The organism is Collimonas humicola, from assembly GCF_018304945.1.
Lineage (GTDB): Bacteria > Pseudomonadota > Gammaproteobacteria > Burkholderiales > Burkholderiaceae_D > Collimonas > Collimonas humicola.
On the sequence record NZ_JAGQEE010000001.1, the window covers coordinates 1,362,796 to 1,388,731 of the forward strand.

Here is a 25,936-nt window from a genome sequence, read left to right on the forward strand (position 1 = left end):
AGGTCTATGCTAAGCCAATAAACCAATACAGTACCAATACAGTTAAACAAGTAGTTTCTGACATTGTCCCGGCTGAATTACCAATACAGTAACCATCACAGTGACCAACACAGTCCCGCCCCGCAAGCTGAGCAGCAGCCAGCTGCCATCCGCCCCGCAACTGCTGTCGCGCGACAGCGACACTTCATTGGTCGAACAGATCGTGCGCAGCATCGAAACCCGCATCAGCGACCGCCTGCTGCGCAGCGGCGCCCGCATGCCGTCGATCCGCCAGTTCGCCGACAGCCACAGCGTGTCGCGCTTCACGGTGGTGGAAGCCTACGACCGGCTGGTAGCCAAGGGCTGCCTGGAATCGCGCCGCGGCTCAGGTTTTTATGTGCGCGAACGCTCGCCGCTGCTGGCAGAACGCGGCAGCAACCCGGCCAGCGACAAACAGCCGCAACTGATCGACGTGGTCTGGCTGGTGCGCAATATGCACCAGCAGGCGCCGAACAAGAAAATGCCCGGCTCCGGCATGTTTCCCAGCGAATGGCTGGATGCCGACCTGATCGCCAACGCCCTGCGCAGCATCAGCCGGCAGAATCCGGCGCAATTGCTTTCATATGGGATTCCGCAAGGCTTCTTGCCGCTGCGCCAGCAACTGCAGCTGAAAATGGCCGAGCTGGAAATCGCCGCCACGCCGGAACAGTTCGTCACCACCACCGGCGTCACCCAGGCGCTGGACCTGGTGGCGCGCCACTTTACCCAACCCGGCGACGTCATCCTGGTGGACGACCCTTCCTGGTTCCTGATGTTCGCCTCCTTTGCGGCGCTGGGCGCCAAGGTGGTCGGCGTGCCGCGCCTGGCTGACGGCCCCGACATGGCCAAGCTGGCGGAACTAGTGGCGCTGCACAAGCCCAAGCTGTATGTGCTGGTGTCGGTGCTGCACAATCCGACCTCGACCTCGCTTTCCGCAGCCAAGGCATTCCAGATCCTCAAGCTGGCCGAGGAGCATGACTTCATGATTGTCGAGGACGATATCTATTGCGACATGCATCCCGGCTCGGCAATCCAGCCGGCGACCCGCATCGCATCGCTCGACCAGCTCAACCGCGTTATCTACATGGGCGGATTTTCGAAGACGCTCTCGCCCAACCTGCGCTCCGGCTTCATCGCCACCTCAGCCGAACTGGCCCAGCATTTTGCCGACCGCAAGATGCTGACCAACCTGACCAGCGCCGAAGTCAGCGAACGGGTGGTCTATAAAATCCTGTCTGAAGGCCACTACCGCAAGCACCTCGACCGCTTGCGCAGCAAGCTCGACAGCGTGCGCGACCGCACCATCCGGCAGATGGAGAGGATAGGCATGACGGTCGACATCAGCACCCCGGCCGGCATCTTTGTCTGGGCCGATACCGGCCACGACACCAATGTGATGGCGGAAAAGGCCCTGGCCGAGGGCTTCCTGCTCGCGCCCGGCGCCCTGTTCTCGCCCAGCCAGCTGCCCTCCTCGCGCATGCGGATCAATGTGGCGGCGATGTCTGACCCGGCCATCTGGCGCTTCCTGGAACAGGAATGTGGCAAATGAAAATGACAAATAAGCAAGTTAAGCAATCCTCTCGCAATCCGCTCTTGTAAAATCCGGATTGCTCCCCATTTTTTGACAAATACACAGGACGAAAGCGGCGCTATGCCGGCCGCTTTGCCGTTTTTATCGCGCTCGTATCACTTTCACATCACTTTTTCTACGCTTATTTAATTTACACATAGAGGAAACAATGGCCGTATCCGAAAAGCAAACCCTTGGTTTTCAGGCAGAAGTAAAGCAGCTGCTGCAATTGATGATCCACTCGCTGTACTCCAACAAGGAAATTTTCCTGCGCGAGCTGGTGTCCAATGCATCCGATGCCGCCGACAAGCTGCGCTTTGAAGCGATCAACAACGGCGCCCTGTTCGAGAACGATCCTGAGCTGAAGATCAAGGTCGCATTCGACAAGGCTGCACGCACCATCACGATTTCGGACAACGGCATCGGCATGAGCCGCGATGAAGCCATCTCGCACCTCGGCACCATCGCCAAGTCCGGCACCAAGGAATTCTTCTCGAAACTGTCCGGCGACCAGCAAAAGGATGCGGCGCTGATCGGCCAGTTCGGCGTCGGCTTCTACTCCGCTTTCATCATCGCCGACAAGATCACGGTCGACACCCGCCGCGCAGGCGCCAGCGCCACCGAAGGCGTGCGCTGGGAATCCGCCGGCGCCGGCGATTTCAGCATCGAAGCGATCGACAAGGCTTCACGCGGCACCGACATTACGCTGCACCTGCGCGAAGGCGAAGACGAATACCTGTCGGCCTGGAAGCTGAAATCCATCATCCGCAAATATTCCGACCATATCTCGCTGCCGATCGTGATGCAGAAAGAAGAATGGGACGAAGAAAAGAAGGAAACCGTCGTCAAGGACGAATACGAAACCGTCAACCAGGCCAGCGCGCTGTGGGCACGCAGCAAGTCCGATATCACGGAAGAACAGTACACCGAGTTCTACAAGCATGTCTCGCACGATTTCGAAGCGCCGCTGACCTACACCCACAACCGGGTCGAAGGCCGCAGCGAATACACCCAGCTGCTGTATGTGCCCAGCCGTGCACCGTTCGACCTGTGGGACCGCAACAAGCGCGGCGGCATCAAGCTGTACATCAAGCGCGTCTTCATCATGGACGATGCCGAGCAGCTGATGCCGGTCTACCTGCGCTTCGTCAAGGGCGTGATCGACTCCAGCGACCTGCCGCTCAACGTATCGCGTGAAATCCTGCAGGAATCGCGCGATGTGCGCGTGATCCGCGAAGGTTCGACCAAGCGCGTGCTGGGCTTGCTGGAAGAGCTGGCCAACAGCGACGACCAGGCGCAAAAGGACAAGTACGCGACCTTCTGGAAAGAATTCGGCCAGGTGCTGAAAGAAGGTATCGGGGAAGATGCGACCAACAAGGACCGCATCGCCAAGCTGCTGCGCTTTGCCTCCACCAGCAATGACGGCGATATGCAGACCGTGTCCTTCGCCGACTACATCGGCCGCATGAAAGAAGGCCAGGACAAGATCTATTACGCCACCGGCGAAACCTTTGCCGCCGCCAAGAACAGCCCGCACCTGGAAATCTTCCGCAAGAAAGGCGTGGAAGTGCTGCTGCTGACCGACCGCGTCGACGAATGGATGCTGTCTTTCCTGCAGGATTTCGAAGGCAAGGAACTGGCATCGGTAGCCAAGGGCGGCCTCGATCTCGGCACACTGGAAGACGAAGCCGAGAAGAAGCAGCACGAAGAAACCGAAACCCAGTTCAAGGATCTGGTCGAAAAGATGAAAACCGCCTTGGCCGACAAAGCCAAGGATGTGCGCGTCACCTTCCGCCTGACCAATTCGCCAGCCTGCCTGGTGGCCGATGAAAACGAACTGTCGGGCAACCTGCTGCGCATGCTCAAGGCTGCCGGCCAGGAAGCGCCGGACTCCAAGCCTATCCTGGAAATCAATCCGGACCATCCGCTGGTGCAGCGCCTGAAATACGAAGAAGCCAAGTTCGGCGACTGGTCGCACATCCTGTTCGACCAGGCCTTGCTGGCCGAAGGCGGCGCCCTGGCGGATCCGGCCGGTTTCGTCAAGCGCTTGAATGAAATGCTGTTGGGCATGGCCGGCAAGTAAGCCGAAACCGGTTTGCCGCCTGTTCCGCAGGCAAGCAATCAAGGGCCGCCAGACGGATTGTCTGGCAGCCCTTTTCTTTATGGCCGGCGGCCTGCGGGGTTATGGCGCAACGTCGAATTCACCGACAAAGACCGTGTCCTGCCGATCCTTCAGGCGCAAGGTCACCATCTGCTCCTTTTGCCGGGCGGTGCCGAACGCGGTCGTCAGCTTGACCTGCAAGGTGGTGTCGCCGGCAATCAGCTGCTGGCTGTTGCCGTAGTAATTGGCCTCGATCTTGTACTTGCCCGGCTTGGCCTTGCGCAGCGAAAATTCCTCCGGCCCGTAGCCCTGCGTGAAATCGCGCGACATGCGGCCTCCCTGGTGCGTCAGCGGATAACCGTAGAAGCATTTTTCGCCATTCGGATCGGTCACCCACAGATCCATATCGGAGTTATCCGCATCCCAGGTCATCACGACGCGCAAATCGAGCGGCATGTTTTTCAGAAAACGCGGATCGATCCGGCTGGTGTCAAGCGGAACGCCGGCGGTCGCCACGATCTGGTTCAGTTCCGCCAGGACGATCGTTTCGATTTCCGGAAAGCGTACGTCCCATGGCCGCAGCACCACTTCGTACAACTGATCGATAGCTTGCTGGTACTGCTTGTTGGCGGCATAAGCCAGGCCGAGATCGCGGAACGATTGCGGCTCTTCCTCGGCCAGCTGTTTTACCTTTTCAAAGACAGGGATGGCCAGCGCCGGGGCCCCGGCCTGCAGCAGGCGGTAGCCCAGTATGCGCAATACGGCGCGGTTTTCCAGGTCCATCTCGGCCAGGTTGGACAAGACACGCAGGGCCAGGTCGCGCTGCCCTTTCTCCAGCAGGATATCGGCGGCATCGAGAAAGAAAGCGCTGCTGTTTGCGTAGCCCGGCTTTTCGTCGAGATAGATGGCATAGGCGTTATCCGCCGTCGCGGCCTTGAGACGGTTGATATAGGGCGCATTGGCGCTCCATTTCTGCAGCGCTACGCTGATTTCCGGCGTTGCGGGCGCGGCATCGCTTGTTGCCGCGGATTTTGCCGCGTAATTTGCATTCCCTTCAGAGAAGCGCTGGCGGCTGGCAACCGGGGCCGGAGACGGCGCTGGTCGTGGTTCAGTTGCTGCGGGAGGCGCTATTATCGGAGCTACCGAAACAGGAGCAGGCGCCGCCAACTCCTGGGCAGGCATGGTCGGCGGCTGAATGATCGAACGCGCCAGGCCGGCGCCGTTGAGGGCGTCAGGCATGGCTTTTTTAGGCCTCGGCACGCCGTCCTTAGAGAAATCCTTCTCCCACCAGGCAATCTTGCCCTGAAACTGCCGCAGCACATTTTCCATATGCCGGCTACGCGTCTGCCTGAGATCGTCGTCACGCAGCTTCTTCAACTGGTTGAACGCCGCCTGATATTCCTGCGGCGGGGCGACATCGTAGCGTACATAATCGTCAAGGCGTTCAAGCACGATCAGCGAGGTCTCACGGGTCGCCAGGCCGAACTGCTGTCCGATGCGGCGAATCTCTGCGCGATGCAGGTCGCGGTTCGCTTCCAGTTCATGCAAGCGATATCCGGCCCACAGGTAGGCTGCCAGCGGATGCCCGGGCGCCGCGGCCGAAACCGGAATCGTCGTCGTAGCCAGCCGGCCGTTTTGCCGCGTGGTGAGCGTGAGCTGGGCGTCCTGGCCGCGCAAGCGCCCGGCAATGCGGAGGATGCCGTTCTTGGCATCATGCGATTCGATCTGCAGATCGCTGGCGCCCGTCGCGGTCAATGCTTCTACATGGGTCGCTTCGGTCAGCAAGGCTTGCGTTGCTGCCGCCACCGATTGCGCCGAAACCTGTATCAAACGGCCGCCGGTGTTTTCCGCCCAGGCGGACAGCAAGCCGGCATCCGCCGCCAGCGCCGAGTTCAAGGCGTACAGGCGCTGCGCTACCGCAAGCTTGGGGAAAGCCGCATTGCCGTAGTTGCTCAGGCCATCGCTCACCAGCAGGTATTCGCCGACACCGGCCTCCGGCTGCCAGTCGCCCAGCGCGCTGGCGCCGTCATAGGCCGTGTTTTGCAAGGCTTGGCGCAAGGCGTTCCAGTTGCCGTTAGCAACGTGGAATGACTGGCCCGGCTCCGGCCTGTCGCGCAAGCGGGTCAAACGTACTTCCGCGTTGCCGGCCGCCTTGAAGTAGCGATCGAGAACGGCAAACTCAGCGTCATGGTCGCGTCCGGCTCCGGAGCCCGAACTATCCCACAGCAAACCGATCACCTTAGGCAAGTTACGCGCGGTACGTGTCTCGGCCACCGGAATTTCGGTGACAAACCAGGTGCCGTCATCGCGCACCTGGGTGTAAGTCTGCGGCTTTTCATTGGCAGGTATCAGCAGACTGAGCATGCCGGCCGCGGCGAATCCGCTTTTATTGACATGCATCTGGTACTGTTCGCCAGTCCGCACCAGGCCGACGGCGCCCAGCGTGCCGCTGAGCTGCGGCATGGCTGCGGCGCCATGCACGTTCAGCGTCAGATCGAAGTCGCGCATGCGGTCGCCGTAAGCCAGCGGCAAACGATACAGCCAGTTCTTGCCCTGGCGCGCCAGCGGCTCCACGTATGTGATTTCAACGGTGCGCGTGCCGTTGGCCGGGATCGGGTAGATCCTCAACTTGAAATTGTTGCCCTGGGTGGCTTCCAGCAAGCCGGGATCGACCCGGCGCCGTTCGATTGCTTCGAATATCTGGCGTCCCTTGGCCTTTTCGACCGGCACGGCGGGCCGCTGCCGTCCTTCTATATCGAGCGAGAATGCGATGATCTGCTGGCCATCCAGCAAGGGAAATTGCAGCTGCCCCTCAAGCAGGCGCCGGTTGGGATTGAAGAACACCATCTGCACTGTAGTCTGCGCCATGCCGCCGCTGATTTCGCCGCTGACGTGCAGGCTTTGCAGCACGATCGGTTCTTCGGCGCCGTTGGCGATAATCAATCTGGGCGGCATCACCGTCCTTGCCTCTGCCGCGGGAAGCAAAAGGAGCAGCGCGCAAAGCGCGCCAAACAAGCCTCGTAACATATTATTCTCCGTTTATGCCGATACGCCGGCTTGTGATATGAAACGGCTCCGTGTCGGCTGGAGGGTTAAATTGGCAAAAAAAATTTCTGATGCAGTACAGAACGGCTGACAGGCGAGCATGCATCGGCGTATTGCTTTCTTGCACGGCAGGCGTCACAATCGCCGCTACCGCCCTGCCGGGTAAAGAAGCAGCCGCCAATCCGCCATGCCCGCCGAACCCTCCGATGAATCGCTGATGCTCAATTACCGTGACGGCGATCTTGGCGCGTTCAGGGAGCTGTACCGGCGCCATAGCCAAGGCTTATACAAGTTCATCGCCTGGCGCTCGCCGCGCCGCGACTGGGTCGACGAAATCGCGCAAGACAGCTGGGCAGGCCTGCATCATGCACGCGCCCGCTATCAGCCGGAATCGCTGTTCCGGACTTATCTGTTCCAGATTGCGCGCAATCGCCTGATTGATCTGCTGCGCCAGCAGCAGGCTTTGCTGGCCAGCGAGATCGGCCAAGGAAATGAGGAACAGGCGGCGTTCGACTACCTGGCCGAAACAGCGCAGGAAACGCTGTCGCCCGAAGCCGCGCTGGAAAACCGCCAGCGCATCGCCAGGCTGCACGCGGCGATACGGTTGCTGCCCGGGGAACAGAAAGAGGCTTTGATTTTGCAGCAATTTAACGGAATGAGTCTTGCAGAGATCGCCCTGATCGTCGCTGTGCCGGAAGAAACCATCAAGAGCCGGCTGCGCTACGCCATGCGCAAATTGCGGCAGCACCTGGCGCAAGACCTGGATTCCAGCGAGGAGGCAGCATGACTTCCGAAGACAGCAATCGCCTGGACGACGCCGAGTTTGAGGCCTTCCTGCAGGGCGAAGGCGAACTGGCGCGCCAGTTACGGGGACTGCCGCAGCCATCGCCTTCGGCTGCGCTGGACGCCGCCATCCTGGCGCAGGCCGATGCCTTGGCCAAAGCCGAAGCGCCAGCTCCGCAGGCCGCTAACGATGCGTTATCGGGCAAAGCCGCAAAGCCAGGCAAGCCACATTTCTTGATGCGCTGGTCCACCCAGCTGGCAATGGCCGCCTGCACGGTGCTGGCGGTTCTGGCGACGCTGCGCTGGCAGGCAGAGCCGGCAGTGCAGCCGTACGATGCCGCGCCCCAGGCCGAACCGGCTGCGCAGCCTGCTGCGCCAATTGCGGCGCCGCCAGCAGCAGCAACAGCAGCAGTTGACATGGAACCGCAGGCAAAGCCGCAATTGCCGCAGCCAAAAACTGCCGCCCGCAAGGCGTCCCCTCCAACAACAACGACATCTGAAGCGAAATCATCGGCGCCGCTCAATATCCAGGATATGCAAGCGACACCTGCATATGCTCCGGCGCCGGCGCCCGCACCTGCGCCGCCCTCCGCTCTATCAAGGCAAAACTACGCGGCCTCGCCATCGCAGCCTGCAAGCCCGGAAAGCTCCGCGTCGAGAGCGCGGGCAATCATCATGCCGGCCGCTCCGGTTGCAGACGTTCCTGCGCCGGTAGCTCCTGCTCCCGATGCAAACTATTCGCCCCCCCCAGCACCGGCAGCTGCCGCCCCTGCGCCGACGTACTCGTCCGCCCCAGCTCCGGCCCTTGCTTCCGGCGCCGGAGCAAGGGCGTTACCAACGCAATCGGAAATGGCGCCCGTCGTCGCACCGTCGGGAAAAGCGGAATCGACGCCAAGAGCAGAAGCATGGCTGTCGGCGATCGATGAGATGCTCAAGGCCGGCCTGCGCCAAGATGCGCTGGAAGAGTGGGAGAAGTTCAAGCGCGCCTATCCGGACTATCCGGTACCGGAAAAATTGAACGCGCAAATCAGATTGCTGAAGAAATAGAAAAAGGGGCAGACCATGCCAGTGCCGTCTCCCGAGCTTTCGGGGAAACTAACTGGATTCTTATAATTATAAAAAAAGGCCGGAAGACATTTCATCTCCGGCCTTTTCGCTGACTTGCGCAGTCTTAAGCGCTTATCTTATCTAAACAATGACAACGACAACGGCCGCAAACTTAGGCAACTTGCTTTTCCTGGCTCGCCGATTTGCGCCCGGCGAGGTGCTTCAACATGTCGTCAACCATCTCGCTCAGGCTATACGCAGGACGCCATGCCCAGTCTTGACGCGCACTGGAATCGTCGATCGAGCGCGGCCAGGCGTCGGCGATCGCCTGGCGGAAATCCGGCTTGTAAGTTGCCTGGAAAGATGGGCAGCGCTGCTGGATGATGGCCACCAGCTCGCGCGGAGAAAAGCTCCATGCGGCCAGGTTGTATGAACCGGCCGTCTTGAGATTTTCTTTCGGCGCACTCATCAGTTCGATAGTGGCGCGCACGGCGTCAGGCATGTACATCATCGGCAATGTGCTTTCTTCTCCCAGGAAACTGGTGAAAGCGCTGCCGTCAGCTGCCGCGAACAATGCTTGGATGGCGTAATCGGTAGTGCCGCCGCCGGGTTCCGCCGAGTAGCTGATGAGACCCGGGTAACGCAGGCTGCGGATATCCATGCCGTACTTCTCCGCGTACCAGGTGCACCAGTGTTCGCCTGCCAGCTTCGAGATGCCGTAGACGGTCTTGGGATCCATGGCGCCGACCTGGGGCGCATTGTCGCGCGGGGTCGAGGGGCCGAATGCCGCAATCGAGCTAGGCCAGAACACCTTGGACAGCTTGGCCTGACGCGCCACTTCCAGCACGTTCAGCAGGCCCGTCATGTTGAGGTTCCAGGCCCACTCGGGGTGCTCTTCGCCTTTTGCCGAGAGCGCTGCCGCCAGGTGATAGATTTCCCCGATGTCGTGTCGGCTGACCACTTCGGCCAGGCGCTTCGCATCGGTGACGTCCAGTGTTTCATACGCCAGCTCCGGATGCTTGCCGGCAGGCTGGATATCGCTTGCGACCACTTGCCTTGCGCCGTGCAGTTTGACGAGCGCCGTCGCCAGTTCGGTGCCGATCTGTCCGTTTGCGCCGATTACCAATACTTTTTTCATCTTAGTCTCTTTACCGTTCTTCTTCAGTTCTTCTTCAGTTTTTCACCAGGCCGAGTTCTTCGCCGGCTTGCCGGAAAATGGCCACTGCGCGCTGCAAGGTTGCCTCATCATGGACGGCGGACATCTGCACCCGGATCCGCGCCTGGCCTTGCGGCACCACGGGATAGAAGAAGCCGACCGCATATACGCCCAGCTCATACAGGCGGCGCGACAATTTTTGCGCGACCACGGCGTCGTACACCATCAGCGGCACGATAGGATGGGTGCCCGGCTTGATTTCAAAGCCGGCGTCAGTGATCGCCTTGCGGAAGTAGACCGTGTTGCGCTCCAGGCGGTCGCGCAGTTCAGTCGATGCTTCCAGCAGATCGAGCGCGGCGATCGAGGCGCCGACAATCGCCGGCATCAAGGTATTCGAGAACAGATAAGGCCGCGAACGTTGCCGCAACAGGTCGATCACCTCGCGCCGCCCGGCTGTAAAGCCGCCGCTGGCGCCGCCCAAGGCTTTGCCCAGCGTGCCGGTGATGACGTCGACCTTGCCGAAGATGCCGCGCGCCTCATGCGTGCCGCGTCCTTTTGCGCCCATGAAGCCGGTAGCATGGCAATCGTCGACGCCCAGCAGCGCGCCGTACTTGTCGCACAACTGACGGATGACATCCAGCTGCGCCACCGTGCCGTCCATCGAAAACACGCCGTCGGTAAACACCATGGAAAAACGGGCGTTGTCGGCCTTGGCCTGCTTCAGGCAACGCTCCAGGTCTTCCATGTCGTTATGCGCATAGCGATAGCGCTTCGCCTTGCACAAGCGCACGCCGTCGATGATCGAAGCATGGTTGAGGGCGTCGCTGATGATCGCGTCCTGCTCGCCCAGCAAAGGTTCGAACAAGCCGCCGTTGGCATCGAAAGCCGCTGCATACAGGATGCAATCCTCGGTGCCGAGGAAAGCCGACAGGCGCTGCTCCAGCTGGCGATGGATATCCTGCGTGCCGCAGATGAAGCGCACCGAGCTCAGGCCGAAGCCGTGCGAATCGAGGGCATCATGCGCAGCCTTGATCAAGGCCGGATGGGAAGACAATCCCAGGTAGTTGTTGGCGCACAAATTGATCAGTTCGCCGCTTTCGGTGCTGATCTTGCCGCCCTGCGGGCCAAGGATCAGGCGCTCCGATTTCAGCAGGCCGGCAGCTTCGATTGCGCTCAATTCGTCGCGCAGGTGGCTGTAGAACTGCGGAGCGCCATGGTTTTGGGTATTCTCTTGCGTCACGGTCATTGCGAGCCTCGATCTTATATAATATATTGTTTTAATTCGATATATCGAACACAAATTCCACGATAATGCACAATAACCAGACTGTCAACCGGATGCACGGCAATTCAGCGAAAAAAAACAGCGGGAATAACATGGAAAATAAGCATGGCAGATAAGATGCTGGAAGACGCGCCGCCAAAAGTCGGCGACACATTGGTCAGGCTGCGCCAGGCCGACGGCCTGTCGCTGGACGCCCTGTCCAAGCGCGCCGGCGTATCGAAGTCGATGCTGTCGCAAATCGAGCGCAACCAGGCCAATCCGACGGTGGCCGTGGTGTGGCGCCTGGCCAATGCGCTGGGCGTGCCTATCTCTTTGCTGGTGGATGGCAATCAGGTAGTCCCGGCCTCGATTGAAACCGTGGCCAGCCACGCCACGCCGTCGCTGCGTTCGCGGGATGGTCATTGCGAGTTGCGCATCCTCGGCCCGATCGAGCTGGCCGGCCAGTTCGAATGGTATGAACTGTCGCTGGAGCCGGGCGGCTGCCTCGATTCGGAAGCGCATGAGCCGGCTTCGCGCGAACACCTGACCGTCCTGTCCGGTACATTGGAAGTCCAGAGCGGCAGCAACCTGAGCAAAATCAAGGTTGGCGAAACGGCAAGATATGCCGCCGACCGCCCTCATTACATCAAGAATGTCGGCAAAAGCACCGCCACCGCCTTGCTGGTGGTGATCCACAACGGACCGTAACGAACCGCAACTGCCCGGCAGCTCCATAAAAAAGGGGGGGAACAGCGATTGCGATCGCTGTTCCACCCCTTGGCTTTTGCCGCCGGCAGCCAGGCTGCCAGCCGCTACGGCAATTAATGCGTGACGCGGGTGACGCCGCCGGAAGACAGCAGGCGAACGCGGTCGCCGACGTTGAAGCGCTCGTCGGCATCCTGGGTAATAGCGCGCAATTCGCCGCTGCTCAGGCGCACGGTGATTTCCAGGCCCGGACGCTGGTTCAGATTGTTTTGCACCTGGTTGCCGACGATGCCGCCCAGCACCGCGCCAACCACGCCGGCCGCCAGCGAGCCATTGCCCTTGCCGATGGTCGAGCCGGCCGCAACCGCGCCGAGCGCGCCGCCAGCCAGGGTGCCAGCTTCGTTGCCGCCGCGGCTCTTATCAATCGTCACAGGACGCACCGAATCCACCACGCCCATACGCACCGATTGCTCGCCCTGCGCCTGACTGGTGCCATACACATTGGCGGAATTCGGAGGCACGGCGCAACCGCCCAGCGCCACCAAGGCGGCAACAATAATCAGATTCTTCATTCTTGATAACTCCATCGTAAATTGCTCATACATTAAAATTGCCGCACCCGGATAACTCGGTCAGCGCACCAGCAGAGGGGTTGCTAAATCAATTATAGTGCAACACGGAAACTTTTTACATGCGCGATACTTGCCAAACCTATTCGCCAGCAACGCGCATTCTAGCAATGTTTTCAAAACCGCCGTTTTTTTGCCAAAAAGACCAGCTTGCTTGCCTGTTTAACCATGGATCAGGTCTCAGCGTCCGCCGGAGACGTCGATAATGGTCCCGGTGCAATACGACGCTTCCTCCGACAGCAGCCACAGCACTGCGCGCGCCACTTCTTCGGCGCTGCCGCCGCGCCGCATCGGCACGCTGTCTTTGACCCGCTCGACCCGGTCCGGCTCGCCGCCGCTGGCATGTATCTCAGTGTAAATGACGCCTGGACGGACGGCGTTGACGCGGATGCCCTGGTCGGCCACTTCCTTCGCCAGGCCAATGGTCATGGCGTCGATCGCTCCCTTGGAGGCGGCGTAATCGACGTATTCGCCCGGACCGCCCAGCTTGGCCGCCATCGACGACAGATTGACGATGGCGCCGCCTTCGCCGCCGAAGCGGGTCGACATGCGCCGCACCGCTTCGCGCGCGCACAGGAAACTGCCGACGACATTGGTGTTCAGCACCCGCTGCAAACGCGCCACGTCCATTTCTTCCACGCGCATCTGGCGCTCCAGGATGCCGGCGTTGTTGACCAGCGCTGTCACTTTGCCCAACTGACCGTCGACAGCCTGGAACAGGGCCATGACATCGGCTTCGACTGCGACATCGCCGGCCACCGCCAGCGCTTCGCCGCCACTGCCGCGGATAGCCGCCGCCACCGACTCGGCAGCGCTGCGGCTGTGGACATAGTTGACGCAAACAGCATAGCCGCGCGCAGCGGCCAATAACGCGGTGGCGGCGCCGATGCCGCGGCCGCCGCCGGTAACGATCATGACTGGTTTCGACATGCTTGCTTCCTCATTTTTTACGCATCAAGGCAAGGGCGGCGCACTCGCCCTCCCGGCCCCGCCGATTGCCGCTAATCCCGGCCCATTATAATCAGGCTGCGATTAACCGCATTTGACTGGCGAGTCATGCCAGAGTTGCACATTCCAGATCCATATCACGAAAATATCAGGGCGCATTTTGCAAGAAAAAATGAACCGCAAGCGTAGCTTCCCACCGGTCGTCGATCAGCAAGTCCGCACGCTGATCCTCGGCAGCCTTCCTGGCGTCCAATCGCTGGCGCACAGCCAGTATTACGCCCATCCGCAAAACCGTTTCTGGAAACTGCTGGCGGAAGTCGTCGGCGTCGACTTGCCGGCGCTGCCCTATGCCGAGCGGCTGCCGGTGCTGCTGGCGCACGGCATCGGCTTGTGGGACGTGGTCGCCGAGGCGCGCCGCGACGGCAGCCTGGACAGCAATATCCGCGACCACGCGCATAACGACCTGACCGGCCTGATCGCCAGGCTGCCGCAATTGCACACCATCGCCTTCAATGGCGGCACTGCCGCCAAACTGGGACTGAAGGCATTGGGAGAACAGGCCGGCCGTTATCGCATCCTCCTGCTGCCTTCCAGCAGCCCGGCCTACACCCGGCCCTACGCGGAAAAACTGGCGGCCTGGATCGTTCTGCAAGAGCGCTGACAGCCGATTACAAAACACTCACACTTTCTCCACAAATCGACAAACCTTGAGCGGCGCCGGCTCCCTAGAATGAGCAGCTCCCATCTCTCAAGGAATGAACATGTCGTCACTGCTGAAGAATCTTTTACGCTATACCGTCGCACTGGCTTTGCTGGCGTCGCTGTCGGCATGCGTCTCTCTTGGCCTCAGCCTTTAAGCCGGAGCACAAGCCATATGAAGACACTCTCCCTGCCGCGGCGCTTTCCGCAGCCTTACCTGCTCGCGCTGAGCCTGCCTGTGCTGCTGGCGCTTGGCGGCTGCGTCACCGCCGAAAGCATCCCCGGCCCGGATGGCCGCGACGCCTTCCTGGTCGAATGCACCGATGCCGAACAATCCTGGCGCGCCTGCTACAAGAAAGCCGCCGAACTGTGCGGCCGCGACGGCTATTTCGTCTACGACCAGGAGCGCGGCCCGCGATCCGGCCCCGGCCGCGATACCCGCAAAAAATCCATGTTCATAGGCTGCCGCTACAGCTATGGATAACGGCAATGGCCAGGGCTGGCAAGCGAGGACAGCAAGCGAGATGCAACAATATTTAGGCTAAATCAGCAGCTGTGGCGCGGTATCATTGCTGCATATCCATTTTTACCCGCTTTTTTGCCTAATTAATTCACCTGATGCTGATCAAACGCAAATCCATAGAAGCCGACGCCAACCGCATGGAAGGCCCGCGCAAGCGCGCCGCCGTTGCAAAAAAAGACACTCCCAAACCCGCCCGCAAACCGAAATTCGCCCCCGTCACCCTGTCGGAACAGGACGGGGTCCGCTATCTGCACTTCGGCACCGAATGGGTGCAAGGCGCCATGCGGCTGCGCAAGCCGGACTGGCCGGAGCTTGAGTACGCCCAGCAAATGATGGCGTGGATGCTGTTCAATCCACAGCCGCAGCATATCGTCCAGCTGGGCCTGGGCACCGCGGCGCTGACCAAGTTCAGCTATCGCCAGTTTCCGCAAGCCCGGGTTACCGCGATCGAGCTGAACCCTTCGGTGCTGGCAATCTGCACTTCCATGTTCAAGCTGCCGCCCGACGATGAACGGCTGTCGGTGGTCGAAATGGACGCCATGGACTTCGTCCTCGATCCGGTCAACCACGACAGCATCGACGCCCTGCAAGTCGATCTGTACGACGCCACCGCGCGCGGGCCGGTGCTGGACACGCCAGAGTTCTACAGCGCTTGCGCGGCCTGCCTGAAGGACGACGGCATCATGACCGTCAACCTGTTCGGCGACCATCCGAGCTATGCCAAGAACCTGAAAGCCATGCGGTTCGCCTTCGACGACGTCTGGTGCCTGCCGGAAGTCCACGAGGGCAACGTCATCGCCATCGCTTTCAAGCAAGCCCCGCCAGCCGATTTCAGCGCCTGGTACGAACGCGCGGCGGAAATTACCGCAGCGACCAAACTGCCCGCCAAATCCTGGGTCAACGGCCTCAAGGCCTGGCATTCGCCGCAATGAACGGCTACGCTGAACATCGTGCCGGCCAGCGCCGGCCTTACCAATCCAACCGCCCATCGCGATGAACAATGCAATGAACAGTGCAGCGCCCAAAACACTCGACCTGCAGCAGATCTTCACCTGGCTGCTGAACGACGGCACGGTCGACAAGAATGAAATAAAAGCTTTCTACACCCAGGCCCAGGGGATATTCCGCAACGCCGCGATCGCGATCCATCCGCTTAGCGCCGTCGCCCAATGCAAGCGGCAGTCGGCCTTGCCGCCGCATCGGGTCCTGACGCTGGACTGGCTGACCGAATGGCTGGCGCGCCAGGTCCACATGCCGTTCTATCGGATCGACCCGCTCAAGATCGACTTCGCCAAGGTCGCCGACGTCATGTCGGCCAGCTACGCCACCCGCTTCAACATCCTGCCTGTCGAACTGAGCGCGACCGAACTGGTGATCGCCACCGCCGAGCCGTTCCGCACTGAATGGCAAGCGGAAATCTCCAAGATCACGCGCCGTAACATCCGCCTGGTGATTTCCAATCCGCTCGACATCACGCAATACATCACACAGTTCTTCACGCTGGCGAAATCGATCAAGAGCGCGCATAAATCGGGCGGCCAGGAGCTGGCGCTGAGGAATAATTTCGAGCAGCTGGTCGAACTCGGCAAAACCAACAAGCAGGTCGACGCCAACGACCAGCACATCGTCAACATCGTCGACTGGCTGTGGCAATATGCGTTTGAACAGCGCGCCTCGGATATCCATATGGAGCCGAAGCGCGATTTCAGCGCGATCCGCTTCCGCATCGACGGCGTGCTGCACCAGGTGTACCAGGTGCCGGCGGTGGTCATGATCGCCATGACCGCGCGCATCAAGCTGCTGGGACGGATGGACGTGATCGAAAAACGCCGGCCGCAGGATGGCCGCATCAAGACCCGCACCGCCGGCGGCCAGGAAATCGAGCTGCGCCTGTCGACCTTGCCGACCGCCTTCGGCGAGAAGCTGGTGATGCGGATTTTCGATCCGGACGTGGTGGTCAAGACCTTGCCAGAACTCGGCTTTCCCACCGACGACGCGTTGCGCTGGGATGCGCTGACCAAACGCCCGCACGGCATCATCCTGGTGACCGGCCCGACCGGCTCCGGCAAGACCACCACTTTATATACCACGCTGAAGGCGCTCGCCACTTCCGAAGTGAATGTCTGCTCGGTCGAGGATCCGATCGAAATGGTGGAAGCATCGTTCAACCAGATGCAGGTGAACCATGGCATCGACCTGACCTTTGCCGACGGCGTGCGGGCCTTGATGCGGCAGGACCCCGACATCATCATGGTGGGTGAAATCCGCGACCTGGAAACCGCCGAGATGGCGATCCAGGCCGCCCTCACCGGCCATCTGGTGCTCTCTACCCTGCACACCAACGATGCGCCGTCCGCCGTCATGCGCCTGCTCGAACTGGGGGTGCCTTACTACCTGCTGGAAACCACGCTGATCGGCATCATGGCGCAGCGCCTGGTGCGCACGCTTTGCACGCATTGCAAGAGCGCCGACGGCCAGGTCGCCGACGAAGTCTGGGCAACGCTGGCGGAAAACTGGAACCTGCCCAAGCCGGCCGCCGTCTACCATCCGGTCGGCTGCCCCGAGTGCCGCCAGACCGGCTACCGCGGACGCACCGGCCTGTACGAACTGCTGACCATCACACAGCCATTCTCAAAAATGATCCAGGCCGAAACCGACATCCATGCACTGAAAAAGCAAAGCATCGCCGACGGCATGAAACCTTTGCGGCTTGCTGGTGCATTGAAAGTCCTGGAAGGCGTCACCACGGTGGAAGAAGTCTTGAAAGTGACCTCCGCGCTGACCTGAAGCGACGGCTTTCCGCGTATTGCAGCAGCAATCCGCAGCAACGCCAAGAAGGGCTACCCGCCGCCACGGCCGGTAGCCCTTTTGTTTTTTTGTTCTTTTGTTCGCCTGCACTTTTGCGCGGAAAAGCCCTCCCATGGTGCAGTGCGGCGCTGAAAGAGCTTTCTTGGCCTGGCGCAAAAAGTGCTTTACATCAGGCCTGGGCTTGATTTCCAATAGACAATTATTTAACCTTTGCGTAAGCTAAGGCGAGCCAGGTCCGGGGCCCTTTCAGCAGGAGACAGAATTAACGGAAAGCGGCGCCGGTACTGGCTAAGGGAGATGGTGGAAATTGCAGTGCAGGGAGTTGTTGTCAAATAATAATTTGCATTCGTTTGCAATAAAAGACAAGCGGGAAATCCGCTCCGACCATACGCAGTCAAAATCCGGATAAAAAATAATGAAATTTACAAATTTAAATTTTGTAACGGTGGCACTTGTCTTCGGCCTTATCAGTTCAGCATTTGCGCAGGAAGATCCGACTTTGTTCTTGAATCGGGCCAATGCCAAGATCGCCAAGGCGATGGCTTTCAAGAACAACTGGGACGGCCCTACCAGCGGCCCCAAGATCGCAGCGCAAAAAAAACTCATCGTCGTCATCGCTTCCAATCTCAAGAACAATAGCGTCCTGCGCGTTTCCAAGGGGGTCCAGGAGGCCGCCGCGGTAGCCGGCTGGGAAGTCTTCGTGATCGATTGCTGGGGCGTCGACAACAAGCACGCCGAAGCCTTCAGCCGCGCGCTGGCGCTGAAACCCAACGGCATCGTGCTGGCCGGCATCGACGCCAACGAACAGCCGAAGGAGATGAACGCCGCCAATGCACAGAATGTCCCGGTGGTCGGCTGGCATGCCTCGACCCGGGTCGGTCCTAGCGACGGCCTGTTTTCCAACGTCACCGCCGATCCGAAAGAAGAAGCGCTGATCGCCAGCCTGCTGGGCGTGGTCGATTCCAACGGCAAGGCCGGCGTGGTGGTGTTCACCGATCCGGCCAGCCTGTATTCGCAGGCCAAATCGAATGAAGTGGTGGCGGTGATCAAGCAATGCCGCACCTGCAGCCTGCTTAGCGTCGAAGCCCTGCCTATCACCACCTCGCCCGAGAAGATGCCGGCCTTGCTGGCGGCATTGCAGCAGCGCTTCGGCAAGAAATGGACGCACATCATCGGCGTCAACGACAGCTACCTCGACCTGCTGACGACGCCGGCCTCGATGAGCCTGCTCGCCAGCAGCAAGATCCAGACGCTGTCGGCAGGCGAAGGTTCCGAATCGGCCTACCAGCGGATCCGCAGCAAGAGCCTGCAGATCGCCACCGTGCCGGAGCCTTTCGGCCAGCAGGGATGGCAGATCATCGACGAACTCAATCGCGCGTTTTCCGGCGAAAAGGCCAGCGCCTATACCACGCCGGCCTACCTGGTGACGGAACAGAACATCGCTTTTCACGGCGGCGACAAGAACACTTTTGAGCCGAACAACGGCTACCGCGCCGAGTATAAAAAAATCTGGGGAAGATAAGTCCGCGCGCCGCGGCTGGCATGCGTATTGGACTGGCGCCGCCAGGCTATCGGGGTAGAATCAGGTGACGGCCCTTACAACGATGGATCAAGGAGCAGGCAAATGCAAGCGAGACGAATCCTTATTGCGCAAGGCGGCGGCCCCACCGCGGTGATCAACCAGTCGCTGGTGGGCGTGGTGCTGGCGGCACGCGGCATGCGCGATGTCGAACTGGTCTACGGCGCCCGCAACGGCGTGCGCGGCATCGTCAATGAAGACTTCCTCGACCTGGCGCAGGAAACCAGCCACAACCTGGAACTGGTGGCGCGCACCCCCTCCTCCGCACTGGGATCGACACGCGACAAACCCGATCTCAAGTATTGCCAGGAAATCATCCAGGTATTGCAAGCGCACCAGATCAACCACTTCTTTTATATCGGCGGCAACGACTCTTCCGATACGCTGCGCATCCTCAGCCTGGAAGCGGAAAAGCTGGCCTTCCCGCTGCGCTGCATCCACATCCCCAAGACCATAGACAACGACCTGGTGGGCAATGATCACACGCCGGGATTTCCGTCGGCCGCGCGCTTCGTCGCGCAGGCGTTTGCCGGCGCCAACCTGGACAATGCAGCCCTGCCCGGCGTCTACGTCGGCGTGGTGATGGGGCGCCATGCCGGCTTCCTGACGGCGGCTTCGGCGCTGGCCCGGAAATTTCCCGACGACGGCCCCCATTTGATCTACCTGCCTGAGCGCAGCTTCGTGCTGGAAAAATTCCTGGCCGACGTGAAGGAGGTATATCAACGCCTGGGCCGCTGCGTGATCGCGGTTTCGGAAGGCATACACGATGAATCCGGCACGCCTATCGCCAGCCTGCTGACCGAGACGGTCGAGCGCGATGCGCATGGCAATGTGCAGCTGTCCGGCAACGGCGCGCTGGCAGACCTGTTGTGCGAAGAGATCAAGGCCAAGCTGAACATCAAGCGTGTGCGCGGCGATACCTTTGGCTACTTGCAGCGTTCATTTGCCGGCTGCGTCTCGGATGTCGACCAGCGCGAAGCGCGCGAGGTGGGCGAGAAGGCGCTGCAGTTTGCCGTGCAAAGGGCAAGCAACGGCACCGTCGCCATCAAGCGCAGCGGCGCCTATTCGGTCAATTACGAATTGCTGGCGCTGGATGTGGTGGCAGGCAAAACCCGCGTCATGGAAGACGAGCTGATCGCCGCCAGCGGCACCGACGTCAGCGACGCCTTCCACCAGTATCTGCGGCCCTTGCTGGGATCCGGCATGCCGGATGGCTTTCGCCTGCGCGCGGAAGCCGTCGCCAAGATACGCAATCAAGCGGGCTGAATCCGCTGCCGCAGGAAGCCGTGCCGGCAATCCAATTTGCCCGGCATTTTCATGAGAGCGGATGACAGCCGCTAAGCGCCGCTCTCCATGCTGCTGTCGTAATTGCCTGCGCACGCCAGGCTGTTCAGCCGGCAGCGCCGCAAGAAAATCTTTTGCGCTTCCGCCACGTTCTGCTCCACGCCTTTCCAGCTGTCCAGCACCGGCGCCTGCAGCGCCCGCCCGTAGGAAAAACTCACCTGCCAGGGAAACGGACCGAGCTGGTTCATGGCGCTCAGGTGCGCGGTGGCGTCCTCCGCGCCCTGGCCGCCTGACAGGAAGACGATGCCCGGCACGGCCGGCGGCACATGGCGCGCCAGGCAACGCATGGTGGCCGCGGCCACCTGCCCAATACCAGCCTGCTGCGGCGATTTCATGCCGGCGATGATCATGTTCGGCTTGAGCAGCATGCCTTCCAGCGCAACGCCATGCGCCGCCAGCTCTTCGAACACCGCTTCCAGCACTTGCGCGCTGACGGCTTCGCAGCGTTCCAGGCTGTGCGCGCCATCCATCAGCACTTCGGGCTCGACGATGGGGACGATGCCGGCTTCCTGGCACAGGGCGGCATATCGCGCCAGGGCGTGCGCATTGGCGCGGACCGCATAGCTGCTCGGCAGCGCGGCGGCATCGATCTCTATCACCCCGCGCCATTTGGCGAACTTCGCCCCCAGCTGTCCGTATTCCTGCAGGCGTTCGCGCAAGCCGTCCAGCCCTTCGGTGATCTTTTCTCCGGCGTGCAGCGCCAGCGGCTTGGCGCCGCCGTCGACCTTGATGCCAGGGATAATGCCGCGGCCGCCCAGCAGCTCGGCGAAGGGAGTTCCTTCGGTACTACTCTGGCGCAAGGTTTCATCGTAGAGGATGACGCCGCCCAGATAGCGCTCGGCTCCCACGGTAGTGAACAGGATTTCGCGATAGCGGCGGCGGTTTTCTTCGCTGCACTCCAGCTTGATTGCATCGAAGCGTTTCTTGATCGTCGGTCCGCTTTCGTCCGCGGCAAGAATGCCCTTTTGATCCGCCACGATGGCGCGTGCAACCGATTTCAGTTCGTCGATATTCATAGCCCGATACTCCCGGTGATGACTGCGAACGGCGTGAAGTTACGCTGTTTATGCTGCCACGAATGCAAGGCGGTGGCAACCGCCCGGAAATTTACCGCGCAGAAAGCAGCGTTATCGGGGAGACAAGACAATCGACGCAAAGCAGCCTTAGGTGCGCTACCGCACTGACGCCCTGCGCTTTTGAGACTACTTTGGAAGCCAGGGTGCAGGCATTCCCCCTATAACAGGAATTTTTCACAAAGAGGTGTTCCAATGAAAACGACTCAAAGACTGGCAATCAGTGCGATTACCTTGATGATGGCGCTTGGCTTGAGCGCTTGCGACGGCATGTCCCGGCGCGGCGCAGACACAGCCATCGGCGCCGGCATAGGCGCGGTCGGCGGCGCTGTGTTAACCAATGGCAGCGCCCTGGGCACCGTGGGCGGCGCAGCGGTAGGCGGCGTGATCGGCAACCAGGCCGGCAAGCGCTAAGCTGCTTCCGGCACGGCCTGGAAATAGAAAAAATTCGACGCCGCCGCCAGCAGCAGGCAGGCGCGTCGATGCGTTTGGCACATCTGCGAACGACCTGCTCTTCCCCCTCTGCCATCAGCACAGCAAGGCGTCATAGGCCTCGCGTTCTGCCGCATAACAACCGCAGGCAGCCGCTTCCAGTCCCTGCCGGTCAAGCACAGTCAGGTTTCCACGCCGGTAGGCGATCAAACCGCTCCGTTGCAGTGCGCTCGCCGCAGCTGTAATGCCTTCGCGCCGTACGCCGAGCATGGCGGCCAGGAACTCGTGCGTGACATGGAAACTGTCGGCGTGAATCCGGTCCTGGCTCATCAGCAGCCAGCGCGCCAGCCGCGGCCCGATCAAATGAAAACGCAGGCAGGCGGCCGAAGTCTCCATCTGCGCCATGCGAACATAAAGATAATGATGCATGCTGCGCAATAAAGCCGGACTGTGCGCCAGTTCATTGCGAAATGCGACGGCGGCGATGCGCAGCGCCGCGCCGGGACTTTGAACCAGCGCATGCACGGATGCGGCAGTCACTCCGAGGGCCAATTGCACGCCCAGCATCCCTTCGCTTCCCACCATGGCGATTTCCACCCCTGGTCTGCCGTCGATCAGGGCAAGCAATGAAATCGAAGCCTCCAGCGGAAAATAGGCATGGGTGATTGCCTTGCCGGGTTCGCACAGCACTTCGCCGGACGTCAGCCGGATGGTCTCGCAAGCTGCAAGCAAACGCGAACGCTCCCTATGCGGAAGCAACTCGACAAGATGGTTCTCGACGATGCCCAAACTGGTTCTCCGGTATATAGCTGCTCTATCTGAAACAAGACGGCAGATAGAAATTGCGTTATTGACGAATGCAATGTCGGGTAGCACTGTCAGTGTGCATGAAGCCCTGCCGGCAGACTGTCTGCCAGCGCACATAGCAATAATCCGGCACGATGCCCGGAAGTTCAGCGAACCTGCCGCAGGCTGGCAGTATCAGTCACGCAGGCACATGCAAATTCGCTGTGCGCATCAAACGTCTCTATATGAAATAGCAATATCTCGTGTTAAATTTCCAAATTGCAACTTACTCAGATTAAAAACCCAGTAGACAGGAAAGTACATGTACAGGACCAAACCCGGACTCGTCCCAGGCGCTTGCCGCCGCACGTTCGTGCGCCATGCCGCCCTATTTGCGGTCCTTGCCGGGCTGGCCATCGGCGCGTCCACGGCCGCAGCTCCGGCCGTGGACGCGATAACGCCGGATGGCGGCCAATATCACGGGGCGCTGGTAGACGGCAAACTGCAGGGCAAGGGCAAAATAAGCTGGGCGAACGGCGATATCTATGAGGGTAATTTTGAACAGGGATTATTTTCCGGAAAAGGCGAAATAAAGTACAAGAACGGACGCAAATACAAGGGCGATTTCGCCAGCGGCCGCTTTCAGGGCAAAGGGCGATACGAGGTCCGGGCCGGCGAATATTACGAAGGCGAATTCAGCAATAACGATTTCACCGGGCACGGCATTTACCAGGCACAGAACGGCTCGCGCCATGTCGGCGCCTTCAAGAAATGGCTGCCCGACGGCCCCGGCCGCTTTACCGACGCCGCCGGCAATACCTATGAAGGCGTATTTGAGGCTGGCGAGCTGAATCGGCCAGGGCGCTTCGCCGGCAAGGACGGCAGCCGCTACCTGGGCGATTTCAAGGATGGAAAATTCGACGGCATGGGGATTTACCGCAACGCCGACGGCGACGAGTACAAGGGCAGCCTTGCGTACGACCTGTTCAACGGCGGCGGCATCCTGATCTACGCATCGCCGCAGAAAGACGGCCGCAGCAAGGACATCGGCGTCTGGCGTTACGGCAAGCTGGTGGACAAGGCCGCAGAGCGACAAACAAAAATCAATATCGAAACCGCGCTGTACGGCCAGCGCGCATTGCTCGACAAAAGCCTGGCGGCGCTTGCGCCGCATGCACCGGGAAAAATCAATCTCTATCTGCTGGCAGTTGCCGGCGACGGCTCGCAAGAGGTATTTCGCCGCGAAACCGAATTTGTCCGCAAACAGTTCGATCGCGATTTCGGCACTCAAGGGCGATCGATGGCGCTGGTTAACAGCCGCAATACCGTGGCCGAGCAGCCGATGGCGACGATCACCAGCATCCGCGAGAGCCTGGGCGCGATCGCCGGGAAAATGGATAAGGAGAACGATATTCTGTTCCTCTACCTGACCAGCCACGGATCGCAAAGCCATGAGCTGTCGCTGGCGCAAAACGGCATGAGCCTGCGTAACCTGGAGGCAAAGGAACTGGCGAAACTGCTGGAGGAAACCGGGATACGCTGGAAGGTAGTGGTTGTATCCGCCTGCTATGCCGGCGGCTTCATCGATCCGCTAAAGAATGCGCACACCATGGTGATTGCCGCCGCGCGCCGCGACCGCACCTCCTTCGGCTGCGCCGACGACAATGACTTCACCTATTTCGGCAGAGCGTTTTTCCAGAAGTCCTTGCCGGACAGCGCTTCGTTCAGCGAAGCCTTCGACAAGGCGAAGGCGCTGGTCACCACCTGGGAAACAGACGATACCAAGCTCAAGGACGAGGATGGCGAAATACTGCATTCCGAACCGCAGATGTATCACACGGCAACGATTGACGCGTATCTGAAAAAATGGCGGGCGCAGGCCAAATAACCCTGTCGGCAATGCCGTTCAGTCAGGATTTGGACGGCATTCCTTCGGCGGCCCGCCCGGCGCCTTACTGCTGCTCGTAAGCCTGGGTCAGCAGCGCGACATCGATCTTGGTCATTTTCAGCATGGCCTGCATGACCCGCTGGGATTTTTGCCGATCCTTATCCTGCAGCATCCTGCCCAGGGCGGTCGGGATGATCTGCCAGGACAGCCCGAACTTGTCCTTGATCCAGCCGCAGCCCTGCGGCTCGCCGCCGTCCAGGAACTTGTTCCACAGCGCATCCACTTCCTCCTGGTTTTCGCAATTCACGAAAAAGGAGATGGCCGGCGTGAAACTGAATTGCGGGCCGCCGTTGAGCGCGATGAAATCCTGGCCATGCAGCTGGAAGGTGGCCGACATGACCGAGCCCTTCGGCCCAGGACCTGCATCGCCATAGCGCTGGACGTCGCCAATCTTGGCGTCCTTGAAAACCGAGGTATAAAAATTCATGGCCTCTTCGGCGCGGCCATCGAACCATAAGAACGGAGAGATTTTTTGCATTTTGGCTTGCTCCTCTAAGCCCCGGGAAGATTGAAGCATTCCCCCGAAGCATTCCCGGGAAAATGAAGACGATTACACCGTTGCGCTGTGCTTTTCGCTGCCTGCAGACGCTGCTTGCCCGGCCGCTTCCGGCTCCATGTACATCATTTCCCACGCGTGGCCGTCGAGATCGTGGAAACTGTTGCCATACATGAAGCCATAGTCCTTCGGTTCTTCCATCTGCTGTGCGCCCGCCGCCATGGCAAGCGCCACCAGCTTGTCCACATGCTGGCGGCTGTCGCAAGAAACGCAAAGCAGCACTTCGGTCTGCCTGGTGGCATCGCTGACAGGCTTTTTTGCAAAGCCCTCGAAAAATTTTTCCACCAGCAGCATGACGTACAGATTCTCGCCCAACTCCATGCAGGCGGCCTGCTCATTGGTGAATTTTGCATTGAAGGTATAGCCAAGGCTCTTGAAGAAAGCCATGGACCTGGGCAGGTCTTTGACCGGCAGGTTGACATAGATTTGCTTGTGCATGATATGGCCTTTCAGGTAAGCGACGTATTCTCAGACGGTGGCGGACATGGACGGCAGGTCGGTGAGCTCAAGCTCTCGCACCGGCCGCACTTCGATGCTGCCAAAACGCGCCGGCGGAATTTTCGATGCCCAGTGGATCGCTTCGTTCAAGTCCTTGGCGTCGATCAGATAGAAGCCCGCCAGCTGCTCCTTGGTTTCGGCAAACGGGCCGTCGGTCAGCGACATCTGGCCGTTGCGTATCCGCACGGTGGTGGCGCTGTCGACCGGCTTGAGCGCCTGGGCGGCGACATAGTGGCCGCTCTCACGCAATTCCTGGCCAAAAGCAAAACACACGTTATCCGGACAAGCGTGCAGCTGGTCATGCGCGAGATAGACGAGGCATAGATAATTCATGGTGGTCTCCGATAGAGGATATTGAGTAACGACTGCCTGACTTACACTAGCTAATCGAACGGCAAACGGCGTAATCGACAGCTGGCCAAAA

At 60.2% G+C, this 25,936-nt stretch carries 23 protein-coding genes; 13 read left to right on the forward strand and 10 right to left on the reverse strand.

Going from position 1 to position 25,936, the window contains the following annotated elements:
- The first annotated feature begins 100 nt into the window (after positions 1–100).
- Complete coding sequence (locus KHU30_RS06140) at positions 101–1,567, forward strand: aminotransferase-like domain-containing protein (RefSeq protein ID WP_211441687.1); 1,467 nt, start codon at positions 101–103, stop codon at positions 1,565–1,567.
- 190 nt (positions 1,568–1,757) lie between these two features.
- Positions 1,758–3,671, forward strand: coding sequence for a molecular chaperone HtpG (htpG, locus tag KHU30_RS06145; RefSeq protein ID WP_211441688.1), 1,914 nt, complete (start codon positions 1,758–1,760; stop codon positions 3,669–3,671).
- A 99-nt stretch (positions 3,672–3,770) separates the two neighbouring features.
- Here htpG and KHU30_RS06150 read toward each other — a convergent pair whose 3' ends face one another.
- On the reverse strand, positions 3,771–6,644 hold the full coding sequence (locus tag KHU30_RS06150; protein ID WP_230427196.1) for a VIT domain-containing protein: 2,874 nt from the start codon (positions 6,642–6,644) through the stop codon (positions 3,771–3,773).
- Between the two features lie 277 nt (positions 6,645–6,921).
- Between KHU30_RS06150 and KHU30_RS06155 the strand changes: the two genes are divergently transcribed.
- On the forward strand, positions 6,922–7,521 hold the full coding sequence (locus KHU30_RS06155; RefSeq protein WP_211441690.1) for a sigma-70 family RNA polymerase sigma factor: 600 nt from the start codon (positions 6,922–6,924) through the stop codon (positions 7,519–7,521).
- A complete protein-coding gene (locus tag KHU30_RS06160; RefSeq protein WP_211441691.1) occupies positions 7,518–8,564 on the forward strand; it encodes a hypothetical protein in 1,047 nt (348 codons plus the stop codon). The genes KHU30_RS06155 and KHU30_RS06160 overlap by 4 nt, the downstream gene beginning before the upstream one ends.
- 172 nt (positions 8,565–8,736) lie before the next feature.
- On the opposite strand, the gene KHU30_RS06165 is transcribed toward KHU30_RS06160, so the two are convergent.
- Positions 8,737–9,702, reverse strand: a complete 966-nt coding sequence (locus KHU30_RS06165) for an NAD-dependent epimerase/dehydratase family protein (RefSeq protein ID WP_211441692.1) — start codon at positions 9,700–9,702, stop codon at positions 8,737–8,739.
- Between the two features lie 34 nt (positions 9,703–9,736).
- Positions 9,737–10,966, reverse strand: a complete 1,230-nt coding sequence (kbl, locus tag KHU30_RS06170; RefSeq protein WP_211441693.1) for a glycine C-acetyltransferase — start codon at positions 10,964–10,966, stop codon at positions 9,737–9,739.
- A gap of 144 nt (positions 10,967–11,110) precedes the next feature.
- On the opposite strand from kbl, the gene KHU30_RS06175 reads away from it, so the two are divergent.
- Positions 11,111–11,692, forward strand: a complete 582-nt coding sequence (locus tag KHU30_RS06175) for a helix-turn-helix domain-containing protein (protein WP_211441694.1) — start codon at positions 11,111–11,113, stop codon at positions 11,690–11,692.
- A 113-nt stretch (positions 11,693–11,805) separates the two neighbouring features.
- On the opposite strand, the gene KHU30_RS06180 is transcribed toward KHU30_RS06175, so the two are convergent.
- Both KHU30_RS06180 and KHU30_RS06185 read right to left on the reverse strand, forming a co-directional pair.
- Positions 11,806–12,261 carry an outer membrane lipoprotein gene (locus tag KHU30_RS06180; protein ID WP_211441695.1) on the reverse strand — a complete coding sequence of 152 codons (456 nt, stop codon included), beginning with the start codon at positions 12,259–12,261 and terminating at the stop codon, positions 11,806–11,808.
- Between the two features lie 237 nt (positions 12,262–12,498).
- A complete protein-coding gene (locus KHU30_RS06185) occupies positions 12,499–13,248 on the reverse strand; it encodes an SDR family oxidoreductase (protein WP_211441696.1) in 750 nt (249 codons plus the stop codon).
- A 190-nt stretch (positions 13,249–13,438) separates the two neighbouring features.
- Between KHU30_RS06185 and KHU30_RS06190 the strand changes: the two genes are divergently transcribed.
- The 6 genes from KHU30_RS06190 (at position 13,439) to KHU30_RS06215 (ending at position 20,141) form a co-directional block, all read left to right on the forward strand.
- Positions 13,439–13,927 carry a DNA-deoxyinosine glycosylase gene (locus tag KHU30_RS06190; RefSeq protein ID WP_211441697.1) on the forward strand — a complete coding sequence of 163 codons (489 nt, stop codon included), beginning with the start codon at positions 13,439–13,441 and terminating at the stop codon, positions 13,925–13,927.
- A gap of 213 nt (positions 13,928–14,140) precedes the next feature.
- A complete protein-coding gene (locus tag KHU30_RS06195) occupies positions 14,141–14,449 on the forward strand; it encodes a hypothetical protein (RefSeq protein WP_211441698.1) in 309 nt (102 codons plus the stop codon).
- Positions 14,450–14,583: 134 nt separating this feature from the next.
- Positions 14,584–15,420, forward strand: a complete 837-nt coding sequence (locus KHU30_RS06200; protein WP_211441699.1) for a spermine/spermidine synthase domain-containing protein — start codon at positions 14,584–14,586, stop codon at positions 15,418–15,420.
- A gap of 73 nt (positions 15,421–15,493) precedes the next feature.
- The gene (locus tag KHU30_RS06205; protein ID WP_407928025.1) at positions 15,494–17,275 is read left to right on the forward strand and encodes a GspE/PulE family protein; all 1,782 of its coding nucleotides are present in this window, start codon (positions 15,494–15,496) and stop codon (positions 17,273–17,275) included.
- Positions 17,276–17,795: 520 nt separating this feature from the next.
- On the forward strand, positions 17,796–18,818 hold the full coding sequence (locus KHU30_RS06210; RefSeq protein ID WP_211441701.1) for a substrate-binding domain-containing protein: 1,023 nt from the start codon (positions 17,796–17,798) through the stop codon (positions 18,816–18,818).
- Between the two features lie 102 nt (positions 18,819–18,920).
- Complete coding sequence (locus KHU30_RS06215; protein ID WP_211441702.1) at positions 18,921–20,141, forward strand: 6-phosphofructokinase; 1,221 nt, start codon at positions 18,921–18,923, stop codon at positions 20,139–20,141.
- Between the two features lie 71 nt (positions 20,142–20,212).
- On the opposite strand, the gene KHU30_RS06220 is transcribed toward KHU30_RS06215, so the two are convergent.
- Positions 20,213–21,235, reverse strand: a complete 1,023-nt coding sequence (locus tag KHU30_RS06220) for a class I fructose-bisphosphate aldolase (protein WP_211441703.1) — start codon at positions 21,233–21,235, stop codon at positions 20,213–20,215.
- A gap of 294 nt (positions 21,236–21,529) precedes the next feature.
- On the opposite strand from KHU30_RS06220, the gene KHU30_RS06225 reads away from it, so the two are divergent.
- Positions 21,530–21,706, forward strand: a complete 177-nt coding sequence (locus KHU30_RS06225; protein ID WP_407928044.1) for a glycine zipper 2TM domain-containing protein — start codon at positions 21,530–21,532, stop codon at positions 21,704–21,706.
- 114 nt (positions 21,707–21,820) lie between these two features.
- Here KHU30_RS06225 and KHU30_RS06230 read toward each other — a convergent pair whose 3' ends face one another.
- Complete coding sequence (locus KHU30_RS06230; RefSeq protein ID WP_230427197.1) at positions 21,821–22,456, reverse strand: Crp/Fnr family transcriptional regulator; 636 nt, start codon at positions 22,454–22,456, stop codon at positions 21,821–21,823.
- A gap of 376 nt (positions 22,457–22,832) precedes the next feature.
- Between KHU30_RS06230 and KHU30_RS06235 the strand changes: the two genes are divergently transcribed.
- Positions 22,833–24,398 (forward strand): C13 family peptidase, encoded by a 1,566-nt coding sequence (locus tag KHU30_RS06235; RefSeq protein WP_211441706.1) that lies wholly within the window; start codon positions 22,833–22,835, stop codon positions 24,396–24,398.
- A gap of 64 nt (positions 24,399–24,462) precedes the next feature.
- Here KHU30_RS06235 and KHU30_RS06240 read toward each other — a convergent pair whose 3' ends face one another.
- The 3 genes from KHU30_RS06240 to KHU30_RS06250 form a co-directional block, all read right to left on the reverse strand.
- Complete coding sequence (locus KHU30_RS06240; RefSeq protein ID WP_211441707.1) at positions 24,463–24,936, reverse strand: VOC family protein; 474 nt, start codon at positions 24,934–24,936, stop codon at positions 24,463–24,465.
- 72 nt (positions 24,937–25,008) lie between these two features.
- Entirely contained in the window at positions 25,009–25,452 is a 444-nt protein-coding gene (locus KHU30_RS06245) for a VOC family protein (RefSeq protein WP_211441708.1), read from the reverse strand.
- Positions 25,453–25,482: 30 nt separating this feature from the next.
- Positions 25,483–25,845, reverse strand: coding sequence for a YciI family protein (locus tag KHU30_RS06250; protein WP_211441709.1), 363 nt, complete (start codon positions 25,843–25,845; stop codon positions 25,483–25,485).
- Positions 25,846–25,936: the final 91 nt, after the last annotated feature.

Excerpts from the sequence above, each read along its gene's own strand:
- htpG (WP_211441688.1), top strand. The coding sequence starts at position 1,758 with ATGGCCGTATCCGAAAAGCAAACCCTTGGTTTTCAGGCAGAAGTAAAG.
- KHU30_RS06150 (WP_230427196.1), bottom strand. The coding sequence starts at position 6,644 with ATGCCGCCCAGATTGATTATCGCCAACGGCGCCGAAGAACCGATCGTG.
- KHU30_RS06155 (WP_211441690.1), top strand. The coding sequence starts at position 6,922 with ATGCCCGCCGAACCCTCCGATGAATCGCTGATGCTCAATTACCGTGAC.
- KHU30_RS06160 (WP_211441691.1), top strand. The coding sequence starts at position 7,518 with ATGACTTCCGAAGACAGCAATCGCCTGGACGACGCCGAGTTTGAGGCC.
- KHU30_RS06165 (WP_211441692.1), bottom strand. The coding sequence starts at position 9,702 with ATGAAAAAAGTATTGGTAATCGGCGCAAACGGACAGATCGGCACCGAA.
- kbl (WP_211441693.1), bottom strand. The coding sequence starts at position 10,966 with ATGACCGTGACGCAAGAGAATACCCAAAACCATGGCGCTCCGCAGTTC.
- KHU30_RS06175 (WP_211441694.1), top strand. The coding sequence starts at position 11,111 with ATGGCAGATAAGATGCTGGAAGACGCGCCGCCAAAAGTCGGCGACACA.
- KHU30_RS06180 (WP_211441695.1), bottom strand. The coding sequence starts at position 12,261 with ATGAAGAATCTGATTATTGTTGCCGCCTTGGTGGCGCTGGGCGGTTGC.
- KHU30_RS06185 (WP_211441696.1), bottom strand. The coding sequence starts at position 13,248 with ATGTCGAAACCAGTCATGATCGTTACCGGCGGCGGCCGCGGCATCGGC.
- KHU30_RS06190 (WP_211441697.1), top strand. The coding sequence starts at position 13,439 with ATGAACCGCAAGCGTAGCTTCCCACCGGTCGTCGATCAGCAAGTCCGC.
- KHU30_RS06195 (WP_211441698.1), top strand. The coding sequence starts at position 14,141 with ATGAAGACACTCTCCCTGCCGCGGCGCTTTCCGCAGCCTTACCTGCTC.
- KHU30_RS06200 (WP_211441699.1), top strand. The coding sequence starts at position 14,584 with ATGCTGATCAAACGCAAATCCATAGAAGCCGACGCCAACCGCATGGAA.
- KHU30_RS06205 (WP_407928025.1), top strand. The coding sequence starts at position 15,494 with ATGAACAGTGCAGCGCCCAAAACACTCGACCTGCAGCAGATCTTCACC.
- KHU30_RS06215 (WP_211441702.1), top strand. The coding sequence starts at position 18,921 with ATGCAAGCGAGACGAATCCTTATTGCGCAAGGCGGCGGCCCCACCGCG.
- KHU30_RS06220 (WP_211441703.1), bottom strand. The coding sequence starts at position 21,235 with ATGAATATCGACGAACTGAAATCGGTTGCACGCGCCATCGTGGCGGAT.
- KHU30_RS06225 (WP_407928044.1), top strand. The coding sequence starts at position 21,530 with ATGATGGCGCTTGGCTTGAGCGCTTGCGACGGCATGTCCCGGCGCGGC.
- KHU30_RS06235 (WP_211441706.1), top strand. The coding sequence starts at position 22,833 with ATGTACAGGACCAAACCCGGACTCGTCCCAGGCGCTTGCCGCCGCACG.
- KHU30_RS06240 (WP_211441707.1), bottom strand. The coding sequence starts at position 24,936 with ATGCAAAAAATCTCTCCGTTCTTATGGTTCGATGGCCGCGCCGAAGAG.
- KHU30_RS06245 (WP_211441708.1), bottom strand. The coding sequence starts at position 25,452 with ATGCACAAGCAAATCTATGTCAACCTGCCGGTCAAAGACCTGCCCAGG.
- KHU30_RS06250 (WP_211441709.1), bottom strand. The coding sequence starts at position 25,845 with ATGAATTATCTATGCCTCGTCTATCTCGCGCATGACCAGCTGCACGCT.